Raw genomic sequence first — 16049 nt, forward strand, 5'->3', positions numbered from 1 at the left:
AATGCCAATTCGTGTCGACCTGCTCGCCTTAGAACCCAACGTGCCTGGCCAGGCGTGCCTCACTGTGAAGAAATGGCAGGGTGGCGAAGAACGGCTGGAGTTCTCCATTCAGCGCAACCAGGACGGTTTCTACCTCCAGGATCAGAAGGCCTGGAGCAACAACCCGTTCTGGTTCAAGGTCTCGCGCTTCAGCGTTGCGGCCAGTGGTGAAGCCCTTGAAGCCCAGGTCGGCCCGGAAGTGGTCGACCCGCTGCTCGAAGGCGGCGCCAACTCGCAATTCCAGATCGAACTGCGTGAGCAAAGCCTCGATCATAGCGATAAAGGGGTAGTCCGCCCCGGTGTGGGCCTGTTGCCGTCTACTGCGGGCGGTCAAACACGCTCGACTTATGGTGGTGCGGACCTGACCGCGCCCCGTGCGCCAGAACCCGAAATTCCGGAGCTGCCGGAATTGGTCCTGCCCACCGCCGAGCCAGAAATCGAACTGGAGTCGGTGCCCAACGAACCCGCCTACACCCCACCTCCGCCCCCGGTGAAGAAAAGCAACAAAGGCCTCATCGGCCTCGCGCTCGTCGTGCTGTTGCTGGTGGCCGCAGCGGCCGGATTCTGGTTCTACAAACGCACTCCGGCGCCTGCCCCGGCCATCGCTGCCGCCGCACCGGCCGGTGCCGATGCGCAAGCCTGCACCCTCGACAGCATGAACAGTCTGCCCGAGCTGACTTTCGTCCAGACCTGCATCAAGGCCGCGCCCGACAGCGCCAAATTGCTGGAGATCATCAACGAAGCCAAGGCCGGCAAGCACTGCGGCGTCGCCCAGCGTCTGTACGCCAACCGTGCCCAGGCCGGTGACTCCTTGATTGCCAACGCCTATGCCCGCGAATACGACCCCAAATACCTGAAGGCCAGCGAGTGCTTCCCGGCCGCGGACAACGCCACCGCCGCCTACTGGTATGAAACGATCCTGACCCAGGACCCGAACAACGCCGAAGCCAAGCAGCGTTTCGAGGAGTTGCAGAAGTGATGCGTTCGTCCCTGAGTCGTTTCCTGCTGAGCGGCGCCGCGCTGTTGGCGCTGTGCATCAGCCCGTTGTCCCAGGCCGATGACAAACCGCTGATCCAGGCCGGTAAGAAAACCCTGTTCCAGCGCGTGCTGACCACCCCGGGCTGCAAGATCAGCCCGACAGCGGGCGGCGCCGCCGGCGATGAGCAACCGGTGTTCAGCCGTTTTTATGTGTACGAACGCGCGCAAGCGGCCAACGCCGAATGGCTGAAAGTCGGCCCCGACAGTTACGGCAAAACCATTGGCTGGCTGCCCGCCAGCTGCACCACCGACTGGAAAATGCAGCTGACGCTGGCCTTCACCAATCCGGCCAACCGCGACCGGCTGCTGTTCTTCAAGGAACGCGCCACCGTCGAAGGCATCCTCGATGCGCCGGACCCGGTGAGCAAAGTCGCCCCACTGCGGGCCACGCTGAAAAAGGGCAAGCAAGCCCCCGGCGTGCTGGCCGAAGAACCTGAATATTTCGTCGACCTGCAAAAGCAGTTCTACCTGTTGCCGGTCCTCAGCGGCGAAGAGGTCATGACCGAGGGCGGTTTCCGCACGCGGCTGCTCAACGTCGCATCGGTCAGTAAACCGGATGACAAGAACGCCAAGGGCGGTGCTGCGAGCGGCGCGGCCGGCGGCAAGGAAGCCGAGGACAAGGCAGCCAGCCAGTTGAAGGAATTCAGCGCAGCGGTGGTGTTTGTCATCGACTCGACCATCTCGATGGACCCGTACATCGACCGCACCCGCGAGGCGATCCGTAAGGTTTATCAGCGGATCGAAGCGCAGAACCTCGGCAAGCAGGTCAAGTTCGGCATGGTCGCTTTCCGCTCCAACACCCAAGCGGTGCCGGGGCTGGAGTACACCACCAAGATGTACGCCGACCCTACAAAGGTAAAAGACAGCGCCGACTTTTTCGCCAAGATCGCCGACCTCAAACAAGCCAAAGTCTCCAGCAGCAGTTTCGACGAAGATGCGTTTGCCGGCGTCATGGACAGCATCGACAAGGTCGACTGGAGCCAGTTCGGCGCGCGCTACGTGGTGCTGATCACCGACGCGGGCGCCATCGAAGGCGACGACAAACTGTCGAAGACCGGCTTGAGCGCCGCGCAGGTGCGTATGGAAGCCGCCAACCCGGGCGTAGCGATTTACACCCTGCACTTGAAAACCCCAGCCGGGGCCAAGGACCACGCCAAGGCCGAAGCGCAGTACCAGAACCTGTCGACCTACCCGGGCACCAACACTTCGCTGTATTACCCGGTGAACGCGGGCGACATTCAGGAGTTCGGACGCAAGGTTGACGCACTGGCTGCCGCGATCACGACACAGGTGAAAGCCGCCTACATGGGCGAAGACGCCATCGGCAGCGCGGTGAACGCCAAGCAGGACCCGGGCGAGAAGAAAATGCTCGAAGACGCGGCACTGATCGGCCATGCGATGCAGCTCGCCTATCTGGGCGAGAAGACCAACAGCAAGGCACCGCCGGTGTTCAAGGCGTGGATCACCGACCGTGACCTGATCAAGCAGAACATCCCGACCACCGACGTGCGGGTGCTGCTGACCAAGTCCCAGCTCAGTGACTTGAGCGACGTGATGAAGAAGATTCTCGACGCGGCCAACGAAGGCCTGATCTCGCCGACGGAAATGTTCGAGCGTCTGCGCTCGGTCGCCGCAACCATGGGCGCCGATCCGAACCAGCTCAAACAGAACGGCAACGCCAAACTGGCGGACATGGGCGTGCTCGGCGAGTACCTCGAAGACCTGCCGTATCAGAGCGAAGTGCTGAACCTGGACGAAGAAACCTGGAAGAGCTGGGATGGCCTGGCGCAGGAGAAATTTATCCGCACGCTCAATACCAAACTGCGGCACTACCAGCGCTACAACGCTGACGTCGACCGCTGGGTGGCGTTAGCCAAGGACAGCGATGCACGGGACAACGTCTACCCCGTGCCACTGGAAATGATGCCTTAACGAGACGCCGATGCTCGATATCAAGAACCTGCTGGTGCGCCGTGGTGACGGCGCGCTGGCCCACCATGTGCGCCTGCCGCGCTTGCAAGTCGGTGCCGGGGAAATCCTCGCCATCACCGGTGAGAGCGGCAGTGGCAAAAGCACGTTGCTCGAAGCCATCGGCCTGTTGCTGGCGCCGGTGGAGCTCGAGCGCTTTCGGCTGGGCGCGGCGCAGGATCAGGACATCGCGCAATTGCTGGCTACCGATGACCAACCGGCTTTGGCGGCGGTGCGTTCGCGGCACTTGGGGTTCATTTTGCAAAGCGGCGGCTTGCTGCCGTTCCTGAGCGTGCGCGACAACATCAGCCTGCCCCGCCGCTTGCTCGGTATGCCGGTCAAGAGCGCGCACGTTGATCACGCAGTCGAGGTGTTGCGCCTGCAAGGCTTGCTGGATAAACAACCACAGGCACTCTCGATAGGTGAACGCCAGCGCGTTGCCTGCGTTCGCGCAATTGCCCATGAACCGCTGCTGCTGTTGGCCGACGAGCCCACCGCCGCACTCGATCCGCACAGCGCCCGGCGTTTGTTCGAATTGCTGCTGAGTCTGGTGTCGAGCATGGGCCTGAGTGCCCTGGTGGTCTCCCATGACTGGGCCTTGCTGAAGGATTTCGGCTTGCCGCGACTCGGCGCTATCAGCCGTCAGGGAGAGACACTGTTTGAACCGATGGACTGACCGACTGCGCCTGCTGGGCTCGCTGGCCCTGCAAGACCTCTGGCACGACCGCAAGGTGTCGTTGTGCATCGCCGCCTCGTTGGTGGCGGTGATCGCGCCGCTGTTGCTGCTGTTCGGCCTCAAGCATGGCGTGGTCAGCCAGTTGCAGGACGAATTGCTGCGCGACCCGCGCAACCTTGAAGTGAAGATGCTCAGCAACGGCAATTACGACAGCGCCTGGATAGAACGTGTGCGCCAACGGCCCGAAACCGGCTTTGCCTTGGGTCAGACCCGCTCGCTCAACACCCAGGCGGATTTGCTGATCGGCATGCAACGCTTCGTCGAAGGCGCGGAAATCATCGCCACCGAACCCGGCGACCCGCAGCTGAACCTGCCGCAACTCAATCCCACCGGCAACCAAGTGATCCTCAGCGCCCGCGCCGCGCAACGTTTGCAGGCCAAGGTCGGCGACCGTGTGCAAATGCGCGTGTTGCGTCGCCTGGAAGGTGTGAATGAACGCGGTGAGATGACGTTGACGGTGCTGGAAGTGCTCGACGGTGCGCGGTTCGGCCGTGCGGCCGGGTTTGTCGCCCCACCGCTGCTGCTGGACCTGGAGCGCTTTCGCGATGGCTATCAGGTCAGCGCATTCGGCATCGGAACCGGCAAGCCTCTGGGCGATCTGCAACCGCTGTACGCCCGCGCCCGCCTCTACGCCCGCGACATCGATCAGGTCGCACCGCTGGAACGCTGGCTCAACGAACAACACATCGAAACCTCAAGCCGACTGGCCGACATCGACAACGTCAAAGCCATCAACCATGTGCTGGGGCTGATCTTCGGGGTGATTGCCCTGGCGGCTTTGATCGGTTGTGTGGCGTCGATGGTCGGCGCGTTCCTGGCCAACATCGACCGCAAGCGCAAAAGCCTCGCGGTCCTGCGTTTGCTGGGTTTCAAACGCACGGCAGTCGGCGGTTTCGTGGTCCTGCAAGCGCTGGTGCTGAGCCTCGCCGGTTACCTCGGCGGATTGGTTTTCTATGCCGTCGGCAGTCATTTGTTCGACTACCTGCTCGGCAGTAGCCAGGCCACCGGCACCTTCGTTTGCCACATCACACTCTGGCACGGCCTCGCCGCCCTGCTCCTGACCTTTCTGGTCGCTGCACTGGTGGCCGTGATCGGCGCCGTGCGAGCGATCAACATCCAACCTGCGGAGAGTCTGCGTGAGCTATAAACGTTTGGGCTTGCTGTTGCCCCTGAGCCTCGGCTATCTGCTCGACGCCTCGGCGGCGGGCTGGGAAGAGAAGTATTACAACCCGATGCCCGAGGCCAGCGACGTCGTGCTGCCAATGCCGTGCGAAGGTTCGATGGTGTTTCGCAAGGTGTTCATTCCGGTCGCCGGGCCGCTTGACGACTACCCGATCAACATCGGTCAGGACGGCGCGGAATACGGCTATGTGGAACAGACTCGACCGACCTTCATCGCAGGCAGTTTCACCGGCGCGAAGAACGACAAATCCCGCTACTACCTGATGGCCAAGTACGAGATGAGTCAGCTGCAGTACGCTGCACTGACCGACGAAACCTGCCCCACCGCCGCCACCAAAATGCGCCTGCCGCAAGTGTCGGTAAGCTGGGTGCAAGCCGTTGAAGCGGCCGACAAGTACAACCTGTGGCTGCGCAAAAACGCAGCGGCCAAGCTGCCGAAAGAAGACGGCGCGCTGGGCTTCCTGCGCCTGCCGACAGAAGTCGAGTGGGAGTTCGCGGCGCGCGGTGGCCTGGAAGTCGGCGCGGCGGAGTTCCGTGACACGCGCTACCCGATGGCCGAGGGCATCAACGCTTACGAATGGTTCGCCGGGGCGCAATCGTCCAACGGCAAACTGCAATTGTCCGGCCTGCAAAAACCCAATCCGCTGGGCTTGCACGACATGCTCGGCAACGTCGACGAGATGATGTTCGAGCCGTTCCGCCTGAACAAACTCGACCGCCAGCACGGTCAGGCCGGTGGCTACGTGGTGCGTGGCGGCAATTACCTGACCGCTCAGGCCGACCTGCGCACCGGGTTGCGCAAGGAAGAGCCGTACTACAACGCCGAAGGCCAGGTGAAAAACAAAACCACCGGTATGCGACTGGTCCTGGTGTCGCCGACCCTGACGTCGCGCGAACGTGTCGCCAGCATTGAAAGCAGCTGGAAGAAACTCGGCACTGGCAGCAAGGAAACCGAGTCGGCCGACAAAGGCACCGTTCAGTCGCTAAACACCCTGGCCTCGGGCGTGGAAGACAAGGCGCTCAAGGAAAAGCTTCAGGCGTTGGAAAACCAATTGCGCGCCAGCAACCAGCAGCAGGAAGAAACCCGCGACCAGGCGATCCGCGCCAGCCTTAACCTCGGTGCGTTCCTGTGCACCAAGATGCTCGACGACGGCCAGTACGTGGACTTCCTGCAAAAGAACTACAAGCTCAACTGCGAATCCGCGGACAAAGACGCCAGCTGCGACATGCGCAAAGGCAAGCTCGACGAGCAGAAGGATCGCTTGCACAAACTCAGCCGTTACTACGCCAGCAGCCTGGTGGAATCGGCGACCTTGTACGGCCAGCCGCTGCTGGAAGCACAGGTGCCGGTGATGGAAGAAATCATCACCCGCAACAAACAGCTGCAAGAACTCAAACCCTATTTGCGCACCCACTGGGCCAATCAGAAGACCTTCCTGCAAAAGCAGAAGATCGACACTGACGCCTGGCTGACCAGCTGCAAAACCGTCACTCAATAACTCTCTCAATAACAACACGCCAACACCGTCACCAAGGAGTTTCACCATGTCGCGCAGCCTTTGGACTCGCTTCAAGCTTCAGATTGCTTTCGTCCTCACTGGCAGCCTGTTGCTGACCGGTTGCGCCAACACCGGCAGCTCGATGCTCGGTGGCAGCGAGGGTGCCGACCCGCGCCTGACCCAAAGCAATGACGCAGAGTTCTTCAGCAAATCCGGTTACCAGGCCTGTGCGGTCGGCGCCGGCGTCGGCATCCTCAGTTGCGCACTGTCCAACAGCAGCAACAAAGCGGTCTGCGCTATTGCCGCCGGTATTACCGCGTGTGGCGTGGCCATGGGCGCGAACTACTACCTGGATCAGCGTCGCAGCGAATACTCCGACACCACCACCCGCCTGGCGAAGATGAACAGCGACGTCGAGCAAGACACCCAGAACGTGATCGCCCGTACCGCAACCGCTCAGCAAGTGATCAATGATGATCAGGCGCAAATCGCCCAGATCAAAAAGGACATCGCCAACAAGAAAGTCGACAAGACCAAGGCCCAGGCGCAGATCGCCGAGATTGACCAGAACATCGCACGCCTGCGTAAAGACCTCGGCAACATGCGCAACAAGGTCACCGAATACACCAAAGTGGCGGATGCCGAGCGTGCACAAGGCGCCGGTGCCGAGATCAAGCAGGTGGACGTGAGCATTATGAAAATGAACCAGAAAGTCGCCGCCCTGCAAAAGGAAGTCGACGGTCTGTACAACCAGCGTTCCGCGATCACCCTGGGCTAAGCACATGACTCTACGACAGCTGGCGGTCCTCACCGCCGTCCTGGCCTTGAGCGGTTGCGCGACCAAGCCCGGGGAATGCGATGCGACCAATCGCGACAGCAGCATGCTGACCAAGATGAACTGCGACTACTCTGGTGGTTACAGCGATCAGGTCAAGCAGAAGGAACTGGCCCTGACCGCGTCCCGTCAGGAAAACGCGATGTTCCGCCAGGTGTACGAGAACATTCAGGCCCAGCAGCTCAGCACCAAGACCGACCTGGCCAGCCAGCAGAAATCCCAGGCGGCGCTGAACCAGTCGCTGGGTCAGTTGCTGTCTTCGCTCAAGGCTCGGCATGGCAATAAAGGCCAGATACACAAGCAGATTGCCGGGCTTGAGCAGCAGCTCAAGGCTTCGCAAACGGCGCCCGCGACCAAGGCGTCTCCAGCGACGCTGGCCGCCAAGCAGGAACAACTGAAGGCGTTGCAGAAGAAAGTGAATCAGCTGCAGTTCAGCCTCGGTTACGAAGAGTAACTTTTCACCCCGCAGGCCTCCCGATGGAGGCCTGCACCCTTTTCAGGAATCGTCGTCATGCAGCGGGTTATCAGGGATGCGCAAGCCACACCGGAGGGGATGAGTGCGCTGCAAGCCAAAGTCGCCCTCATCCAGAAACACTTTCCGCCGACCGTCGCCAGCCTCTTCGCCATCCCGCGGATGGGCAGCGGCGACGTGCTGGAATGGTGGACCGAACTGGGTGGCCAACCCACACCCTATGCCGACCTCAACGAGGACGCGCAACGACGTTTGCTGGAAACCTATGAAGTGCGTCAGACGTCCCTGGGACAGCTGGCGGACGAACTGCAAAAACGCGGACAGCCCACGGTAGCGGATGACCTGCGCAGCCTGCTCGGCACCCCCGAGCTGGACAAACTCTACAGCCTCAACGGCGAGCCACTGGTGGTGCGCTGGAACCAGCGTCCGCCGAAACCGATCGTGCCGCCGGTGGTTCCGGTGGCGCCGGTCGTACCGCCGTCGCGCCGTGGCTGGTGGATCGCGGCGGCCTTGCTGGCGCTGCTGTTGCTGCTTCTGGCGCTCTGGGCTTATTGGTGGTTTATGCACCGCGAACCCGTCGTTGTGGTCCCGCCTGTAGCGCCCGTGGTGACACCGGTCGAGAAACCGGTCGAGCCTGTTCCCGAGCCTGTCGTGGAACCCGAGCCGGTTCCAGAACCTGTCCCAGAACCGGTGCCGGTGCCGGTGCCGGTGCCAGTGCCGGAACCCAAGCCAGTTCCGCCACCGAAACCTGTGGTCGCCGCCCCGCCACCGGCCCCGACGCTGGACAACTTCGCCTGCCGCAAAAAAGCGCCAAACGCGGAGATCCCGCAATTCGTCGTGGTGCTCGACACCTCGGGCTCGATGGATTTGAACATCAAGTCCGTGAAAGCCGACGAGGACTGGTTCTTCGGCAATGAGCTCAACAAGTACCTGGATGTGAACCGCACCACGCAGATCTTCGCCAAGCCCAGCCGCATGGACGTCGCCAAGGACTCCTTGGCCGGCATGATCAACGGGCTGGACCCGAAGATCGACACGCGCCTCATCACCTTCGCCGGCTGCGAACGCACACCGGACCAAGGCGTGTTCAAGTTTGGCGACCGCCAGCGGCTGATCAACGGGATTCGAGGACTGGTGCCCAACGACGGCACACCGCTGGCCGACAGCCTGGCCCACGCGGCAAGCACCGTGGACGGGCGCAATAACGATGCGGTGATCGTGATGTTCGTCGACGGTGAGGACGGTTGCCAGAAAGACGTGTGCGCGGTCTCCCGTCAAATCGCCAGGGACCAACCGCGCCTGCGGGTCAACGTGGTCAAAATCGGCGCCGGTGGCCCGTCACGGTGCATAGCGGAAAACACCGGAGGCCGGGTTTACAGCAGCACCAATGCGGCGGAGCTGGGCAAGCAGTTGAAACTGGCGAGCAAGGAAGTGTCTAGCAATGCCAAGTGTGATTGATCGTCTGATCTGAACATTGAGGTGACCCCAATCGCGGGCAAGCCCGCTCCCACAGGTTATATGTCGTTCCAGTTTCTTGTGAACGACACAAATCCTGTGGGAGCGGGCTTGCCCGCGAAAGCTATTTCAGCGACGACTCACCGAAACCGGTCAACCTCTTGGCGCAAGTCCGCCGCCAGCTTCTCCAGCTCTTTGGCGGTCACGGCCAGGTTCGACACCACTTCGCGCTGCTCACTGTTCGCCAGGGCAATGCTCTGCAGGTTGCTGCTGAGCAAGGTCGCGGTGCTGCTCTGCTCCTGAGTCGCGGTTGTGATCGCCGCGAATTGCTGCCCGGCCGAGCGGCTCTGCTCATCGATCCGCGCCAGGGCCGACGCCACGTTGGCGTTGCGTGACAAGCCTTCCTGCATCAGCACATTGCCCTGCTCCATCGTGCTGATAGCGTTGCCGGTTTCTTGCTGGATGCTTTGAATCATCCCGGAAATTTCATCAGTAGCCTGACGCGTACGCGAAGCCAGGTTACGCACCTCGTCGGCCACCACCGCAAAACCACGACCCTGCTCACCGGCACGGGCCGCTTCGATGGCCGCGTTCAGCGCCAGCAGGTTGGTTTGATCGGCGATCGAGGTAATCACCCCGACGATGCCGCCGATTTCCTGTGAGCGCTGACCGAGGGTGTTGATCACTGTCGCGGTGCTGTTCAGGGCGCCAGCGATTTGCTCCAGCGACGAGGACGCTTCGTCCATCGACGTACGACCGATCTGGGTTTGCTGTGCGTTTTCCTGGGCCAGACGCTGGGTGTTGCCCATGTTGTCGGCGATGTTCAGGGAAGTCGCGCTGAATTCTTCCACGGCACCGGCCATGCTGGTGATTTCGCCCGACTGCTGCTCCATCCCTTCATAGGCACCACCGGACAGGCCGGACAACGCCTGAGCGCGGCTGTTGACCTCGCCCGATGCCTTGCGGATGTGCTCGACCATGGTCGACAAAGCCTGGCTCATCTGGTTGAAGGCACGAGCCAGCTGACCGATTTCGTCATTGCTCGACACGCTCAGGCGCACGCTCAAATCACCGGCGCCCAAGGCTTCTGCCTGACGCACCAGATCACCCAGCGGCGCAAGTTTGCTGCGCAACAGCCAGACTGCCGAGCCGACCGCAATCAGCATCGCCAGCAGACTGCCGATCGCCAATTGAATACCGACACTCCAGGTCACGGCGTTGATTTCGGCTTTTGGCATGCTCGCCACCACCGACCACGGGCCGCCTTCGAACGGCACGGCCACGCTGTAGAAGTCTTCGGACTTGTCGCTCCAGAAGTCACCCTTGCCTGGGTTTTTCGCCAGATCGACGATGGCCGGGACCGCTTGATCCAGCGCTTGCACGCCGGCGATCGGCACCAGCCATTTACGTTGCTCATCGAGCAGCGCCAGCGAGCCGGTCTGGCCGATGCGGAAGCGTTTGAGATTCTCGAACTGCGCGTTCTGCGCGTCGGTGTAATCGAATCCTACGAACAGCACGGCAATCACCTTGCCGCTGCTGTCGCGTACAGGCGTGTACTGCGTCATGTAGGAGCGATCGAACAGCAAGGCGCGGCCGACATAACTCTGCCCCGCCATCAAGCGCGCATAGGCCGGGTGAGCGTGATCCAGCAAGGTGCCGATGGCACGGTTGCCATCCTGCTTGGTCAGGGAAGTACTGACCCGGACGAAGTCTTCACCGCTGCGCACAAACACCGTCGCAACGCCCGCGGTCATTTGCTTGAACTCGTCCACTTCCTTGAAGTTGTTGTTCAACACTTCGCTGCCCAGGTGCAGACCCGGGGTCTGGGTGCCGGCCACGGCCACCGGCTCGTCCGGATGCACGCTCAGGCCTGCGCTGAAGCGCTTCTCGAACAGGCCGGCCAGACGTTGGGTGCTTTCACGCAACGTGCCGTGAAAGGTACTCAACTGATCGGCCAGCAACCGGGCTTCACTGGCCAGGTGTTCTTCGCGGGTGGCGAGGTTGGCGGAGTCCAGCGAACGCAGGGCGAACACGGTACTGCCAGTGATGACAATCGCCAGTATCACGGCAAGCGCAAGACCAAGCTGTGAGGCGATCCGGGCACGAGGTTGAGACATGACAGCTCCTGGCCGAGTGACCGGATCATCCTGATCACGATGCGCACTCGGCAAAAATTCAAATGGGAATTGCGACGAACCTGCACGAAGGTTCCACCTGCAGATTTTCGGCGGCAAATCTGAATACTTGAGTAATTAGCGGGGATATGGCGCAAGGCCTCTATTGCAGAGGCTCTAACGATTCAGCTCAAGCGCTCGACAGCCGGTAAATCCATGGTCCGGACCTCGCCTTGCAGGAAATCGCTGAGGCGGCGCAAACGTTCACCTCCCGGGCGGGTTTTCGGCCAGACGAGGTAATAATTCTCTCCGCTGGCGACAGCCGTCGGCCACGGCAAACTCAGGCGACCTTGAGCGACATCCTCCGCCACCATCAGCAAATCGCCCATGGACACGCCATAGCCCCGGGCAGCGGCAATCATGCCCAGCTCCAGCGTGTCGAACACCTGGCCCCCCTTGAGCGACACCTGATCGGCCAGCCCCATACGCGCCAGCCATGTTCGCCAGTCACGGCGGTCCGGTGTCGGGTGCAGCAGTTCGGTGCTCGCCAGACGCGCCACATCCCACGGCTGATCCTTCAGCAGATTTGGCGCGCCCACTGGAATCAGCTCCTCTGGAAACAACAGCGTCGCTTCCCAATCCGGCGGGAAATGGCCGTTGCTGAGGATGACGGCGCAGTCGAAGGGTTCGTGGTTGAAGTCCACGGTATCGATGTCCATCCAGGCGCTGGTCAATTGCACTTCGTTGCCCGGTTGCAAGTGCCGGAAGCGGCTGAGGCGCGCCAACAGCCAGCGCATGGTCAACGTCGACGGGGCTTTCATGCGCAGGATGTCGTCTTCGGCGCGCAAGGTATTGCAGGCGCGTTCGAGCGCGGTAAAACCTTCACGAATGCCGGGCAGGATCAGCCGCGCTGACTCGGTCAGTTGCAGGTTGCGCCCGCTGCGGTGGAACAGTCGGCAGGCAAAATGCTCTTCGAGCGTACGAATGTGTCGACTGACCGCGCTCTGGGTGATCGACAATTCTTCAGCGGCGCGGGTAAACGAGCTATGCCGCGCCGCCGCTTCGAATGCGCGCAGGGCATACAAGGGAGGAAGACGACGGGACATTCGCAAAGCTCCTATAGCGCGGTCACGCCACGTTAGCAGAAACTTGTCAGCATGAGTTTGACTCATGCTACCCATCCTTTTTATCCCTTTGTGAAAAGCCCGCAGAGCGCCGAGAATCGGCTCTCTTCTGTTTACACTGAAATCGAGGCGTGATGACCATGCAGCATCCAGCACGTACCGAACTCTGGGCCATCCTGCGGCTGGCGGGGCCGTTGATTGCCTCGCAGTTGGCGCACATGCTGATGGTCCTCACCGACACCTTGATGATGGCGCGCCTGAGTCCGGAGGCGCTGGCCGGTGGCGGCCTGGGCGCGGCGACGTATTCGTTCGTGTCGATCTTCTGCATCGGCGTGATCGCAGCGGTCGGCACCCTGGTGGCGATCCGTCAGGGCGCGGGCGATATCGTCGGCGCCGCGCGACTGACCCAGGCCGGATTGTGGCTGGCGTGGCTGATGGCGCTGGTGGCCGGTCTGTTGCTGTGGAACCTCAAGCCGGTGCTGTTGCTGTTCGGCCAGACCGAAACCAACGTCCAGGCTGCCGGGCAGTTTCTGCTGATCCTGCCGTTCGCCCTGCCCGGCTACCTGAGCTTCATGGCCCTGCGCGGTTTTACTAGCGCCATCGGCCGGGCGACGCCAGTCATGGTCATCAGCCTCGGCGGCACCGTGGCTAACTTCCTGCTCAACTATGCGTTGATCACCGGGATGTTCGGGCTGCCGAAAATGGGCCTGGTGGGCATCGGGCTGGTCACGGCGATTGTTGCCAACCTGATGGCCGTGGCGCTGGCGCTGCACATCCGTCGGCATCCGGCTTACGACGCTTATCCGCTGCGCCAGGGTCTGTCGCGTCCAAACCGTCAGTATCTGAAGGAACTGTGGCGCCTCGGGCTGCCCATCGGCGGCACTTACGCGGTTGAAGTCGGCTTGTTTGCGTTCGCCGCGCTGTGCATGGGCACCATGGGCAGTACGCAACTGGCGGCGCACCAGATCGCCCTGCAGATCGTTTCGGTGGCGTTCATGATCCCGGCGGGCATTTCCTACGCGATCACTATGCGCATCGGCCAGCATTACGGCGCCGGGCAGTTGCTGGATGCGCGCCTGGCCGGTCGGGTCGGGATCGCCTTCGGCGCGGCGGCGATGCTGGGTTTTGCCATGGTCTTCTGGTTCCTGCCGAATCAGTTGATCGGTTTGTTCCTCGACCATAACGACCCGGCATTCCGGGACGTTATCAACCTGGCTGTAAGCTTGCTGGCGGTGGCGGCGTGGTTCGAGCTGTTCGACGGCACGCAAACCATCGCCATGGGCTGCATTCGCGGGCTCAAGGACGCCAAGACCACGTTCCTGGTCGGACTGGGTTGCTATTGGCTGATCGGTGCGCCAGCGGCGTGGTGGATGGCGTTCAACTTGAACGGGGGGCCGACAGGCGTCTGGTGGGGGTTGGCACTGGGATTGGCGTGCGCGGCGGTGAGCCTGACGCTGGCGTTTGAGTGGAAGATGAAGCGGATGATTCGGCGGGAGCCGGCGTTAGTGCAGGATTTCGGAAACGTTCAGACAGAGTGAAGATCCTGTGGGAGCGGGCTTGCCCGCGATAGCGATTTATCTGACACATCAATGCTGTATGTGCTGCCGTCATCGCGGGCAAGCCCGCTCCCACAGGTTTTGTGCAAACCGTCTTAAACCACGACTTCCAGGGAGGGCTGCTGGCTGCTGCCGAACGTCAGATACTCAATCAACTCCGCCAACGGCAGCGGCTTGCTGATCAGATACCCCTGCACCTGATCGCAGCCAAACCCACGCAACAAATCCAGTTGCTCCGCCGTTTCCACACCTTCTGCCACCACTTCAAGATTGAGGTTGTGGGCCAGGTTGATCATCGCGTGGACCAGTTTGCGATTCTCCTCACGCTCTTCCATGCCGCCGACAAAGCTCTTGTCGACCTTCAGCAAGGCAATCGGCAGGCTGTTGAGGTGCACGAAAGACGAGAACCCGGTGCCGAAGTCATCCAGTGAGAAGCGCACGCCCAGGCGCCCGAGAGCGTCCATGGTCTGCTTCACCAGGTCGCTGCGGCGCATGACGGCGGTTTCGGTCAGTTCGAACTCCAGCCATTGCGCCTCGACGCCGCGCTCGGCGATCAGCCGGCTCAGGGTCGACAGCAATTGGCTGTCCTGAAACTGCCGGAACGACAGGTTGATCGCCATGTGCAGCGCCGGCAAACCGCGCTCGCGCAGCGCCTGCATGTCCCGCAGGGCCCGGGAAATCACCCAGTAACCGAGCGGCACAATCAGACCGCTTTGCTCGGCCAGCGGCACGAACTCGCTGGGCGCCAGCAAACCGCGCTCGGCATGTCGCCAGCGCACCAGGGCTTCGAGGCCGACGATCTGGCCGTCCTCCAGGTTCAGGCGTGGCTGGTAATGCAACTCCAGCTCGTCACGGCGCAAGGCCCGGCGCAGCTCGCTTTCGAGGTCGGCCATGCTGCGGGCATTGCGGTTGATGCGTTCGTTGAAGATATGAAAGGTGCAGCCCTGAGTGCTCTTGGCTTGCTGCATGGCGATGTGTGCGTGCCACATCAGCGGGTCGGCGCCGGCCTGGGCCCGGGCGTGGGCGATACCGAGGCTGGAACCGATCAACAGGCTTTCGCCGTCGACCCAGTAAGGTTCGGCCAGGGCTTCAGTGATGCATTCGGCCATCCATTCGGCGCGTTGAGGCGCGCGGCGGGTGTCGATCAACAGGGCGAATTCGTCGCTGCCCAGCCGCGCCAGCTGATCGCCGGCCTCAAGCTGGCTTTTCAGGCGCGCGACCACTTGCAGGATCAAGCGGTCGCCGGCCTGGTGGCCGAGGGCATCGTTGGCGTGTCGGAAGTTGTCGAGATCAAGGTGACCGAGGGCCAGGCCGCGGCCGTCGTTTTCCGCCAGGCGCGCGGCGAGCAAGGTCTGGAAACCCTGGCGATTGGCGATGCCGGTCAGCGGGTCCTGCTCAGCCAGGCGCTGCAGGGTGTTTTCCAGCAAGCCGCGTTCGCGCACATGGCGCAGGCAGCGGCGCAACATGCCGGGATCGAGATGATCGCGCACCAGCCAGTCGCTTACGCCATCCGGCGGCGCCAGTGGCTCGTGCTCCAGCAATAACACCGTCGGCAAGCTGCAACGGCCAGGAAGCGGCTGAAGCGCAGGAATCGTCAACAACACCGCATTGCGGTTGTCATCGAACAGACTGCTGACCGACTCCCAGCTCGGCGCGCTGATGAGCACGGCCGAGCTCCCCATCGGAGCCAGACACTCGCGCAACAACGCTGTCCACGCCGGCTCTTCAGCCAGTAGCAGCAAACGCAAGGGTTCGACAGGCGTAGACAAGCTAGCTCCCTAGACTCTGCAAAGATGTAGGCGGCAGGCATTATGCCGCGCCATCAACCAATGACCAAATGACATCAGTTATCAAACGTGGCTTTGTGTCTGGAATACGAACATTAGCCGCAAATACACCGCGCATCCTGCTTGAAAGTATCAAAACCGGCAAATAGAGATAGCGTGTTGCGTCACAAGTCGGAGAGAGCAGCACAATTCGCTGAGCCTGTTAAAATGCCGGCCCATTTCATAAACGACTCCCTGATCCTGT

Annotated in this window: 12 protein-coding genes; 9 read left to right on the forward strand and 3 right to left on the reverse strand. The window is 61.8% G+C overall.

The annotated features are described in order from the left end of the window. Position 1 precedes the first annotated feature (1 nt). The 8 genes from DJ564_RS31845 to DJ564_RS31880 are packed head-to-tail and all read left to right on the forward strand — an operon-like array spanning position 2 to position 9227. Positions 2–1018: a hypothetical protein gene (locus tag DJ564_RS31845; RefSeq protein WP_109635887.1), complete on the forward strand. Its 1017-nt coding sequence runs from the start codon at positions 2–4 to the stop codon at positions 1016–1018. Next, the gene (locus tag DJ564_RS31850; RefSeq protein ID WP_162556262.1) at positions 1018–3009 is read left to right on the forward strand and encodes a vWA domain-containing protein; all 1992 of its coding nucleotides are present in this window, start codon (positions 1018–1020) and stop codon (positions 3007–3009) included. The genes DJ564_RS31845 and DJ564_RS31850 overlap by 1 nt, the downstream gene beginning before the upstream one ends. A 10-nt stretch (positions 3010–3019) precedes the next feature. Further along, positions 3020–3721, forward strand: a complete 702-nt coding sequence (locus DJ564_RS31855; protein ID WP_109635888.1) for an ABC transporter ATP-binding protein — start codon at positions 3020–3022, stop codon at positions 3719–3721. Then, on the forward strand, positions 3705–4928 hold the full coding sequence (locus DJ564_RS31860) for an ABC transporter permease (protein ID WP_109635890.1): 1224 nt from the start codon (positions 3705–3707) through the stop codon (positions 4926–4928). The genes DJ564_RS31855 and DJ564_RS31860 overlap by 17 nt, the downstream gene beginning before the upstream one ends. Then, positions 4918–6462, forward strand: a complete 1545-nt coding sequence (locus DJ564_RS31865) for an SUMF1/EgtB/PvdO family nonheme iron enzyme (RefSeq protein WP_162556263.1) — start codon at positions 4918–4920, stop codon at positions 6460–6462. The genes DJ564_RS31860 and DJ564_RS31865 overlap by 11 nt, the downstream gene beginning before the upstream one ends. 46 nt (positions 6463–6508) lie before the next feature. Then, positions 6509–7240, forward strand: a complete 732-nt coding sequence (locus tag DJ564_RS31870; protein ID WP_109635892.1) for a hypothetical protein — start codon at positions 6509–6511, stop codon at positions 7238–7240. Between the two features lie 4 nt (positions 7241–7244). Continuing rightward, positions 7245–7751 carry a hypothetical protein gene (locus DJ564_RS31875; RefSeq protein WP_109635893.1) on the forward strand — a complete coding sequence of 169 codons (507 nt, stop codon included), beginning with the start codon at positions 7245–7247 and terminating at the stop codon, positions 7749–7751. A 57-nt stretch (positions 7752–7808) separates the two neighbouring features. Next, entirely contained in the window at positions 7809–9227 is a 1419-nt protein-coding gene (locus DJ564_RS31880) for a VWA domain-containing protein (RefSeq protein ID WP_109635895.1), read from the forward strand. Between the two features lie 137 nt (positions 9228–9364). On the opposite strand, the gene DJ564_RS31885 is transcribed toward DJ564_RS31880, so the two are convergent. Beyond that, positions 9365–11341 (reverse strand): methyl-accepting chemotaxis protein, encoded by a 1977-nt coding sequence (locus tag DJ564_RS31885; RefSeq protein WP_109635896.1) that lies wholly within the window; start codon positions 11339–11341, stop codon positions 9365–9367. A 182-nt stretch (positions 11342–11523) separates the two neighbouring features. Continuing rightward, positions 11524–12444 (reverse strand): LysR substrate-binding domain-containing protein, encoded by a 921-nt coding sequence (locus tag DJ564_RS31895; RefSeq protein WP_109635900.1) that lies wholly within the window; start codon positions 12442–12444, stop codon positions 11524–11526. A gap of 158 nt (positions 12445–12602) precedes the next feature. Here DJ564_RS31895 and DJ564_RS31900 point away from each other — a divergent pair, with 158 nt between their 5' ends. Beyond that, positions 12603–14000: a NorM family multidrug efflux MATE transporter gene (locus DJ564_RS31900; protein WP_109636252.1), complete on the forward strand. Its 1398-nt coding sequence runs from the start codon at positions 12603–12605 to the stop codon at positions 13998–14000. A gap of 113 nt (positions 14001–14113) precedes the next feature. On the opposite strand, the gene DJ564_RS31910 is transcribed toward DJ564_RS31900, so the two are convergent. After that, on the reverse strand, positions 14114–15787 hold the full coding sequence (locus DJ564_RS31910) for a bifunctional diguanylate cyclase/phosphodiesterase (RefSeq protein ID WP_109635901.1): 1674 nt from the start codon (positions 15785–15787) through the stop codon (positions 14114–14116). Between the last annotated feature and the right edge of the window lie 262 nt (positions 15788–16049).

The sequence above is a fragment of the Pseudomonas sp. 31-12 genome, assembly GCF_003151075.1.
Classification (GTDB): domain Bacteria; phylum Pseudomonadota; class Gammaproteobacteria; order Pseudomonadales; family Pseudomonadaceae; genus Aquipseudomonas.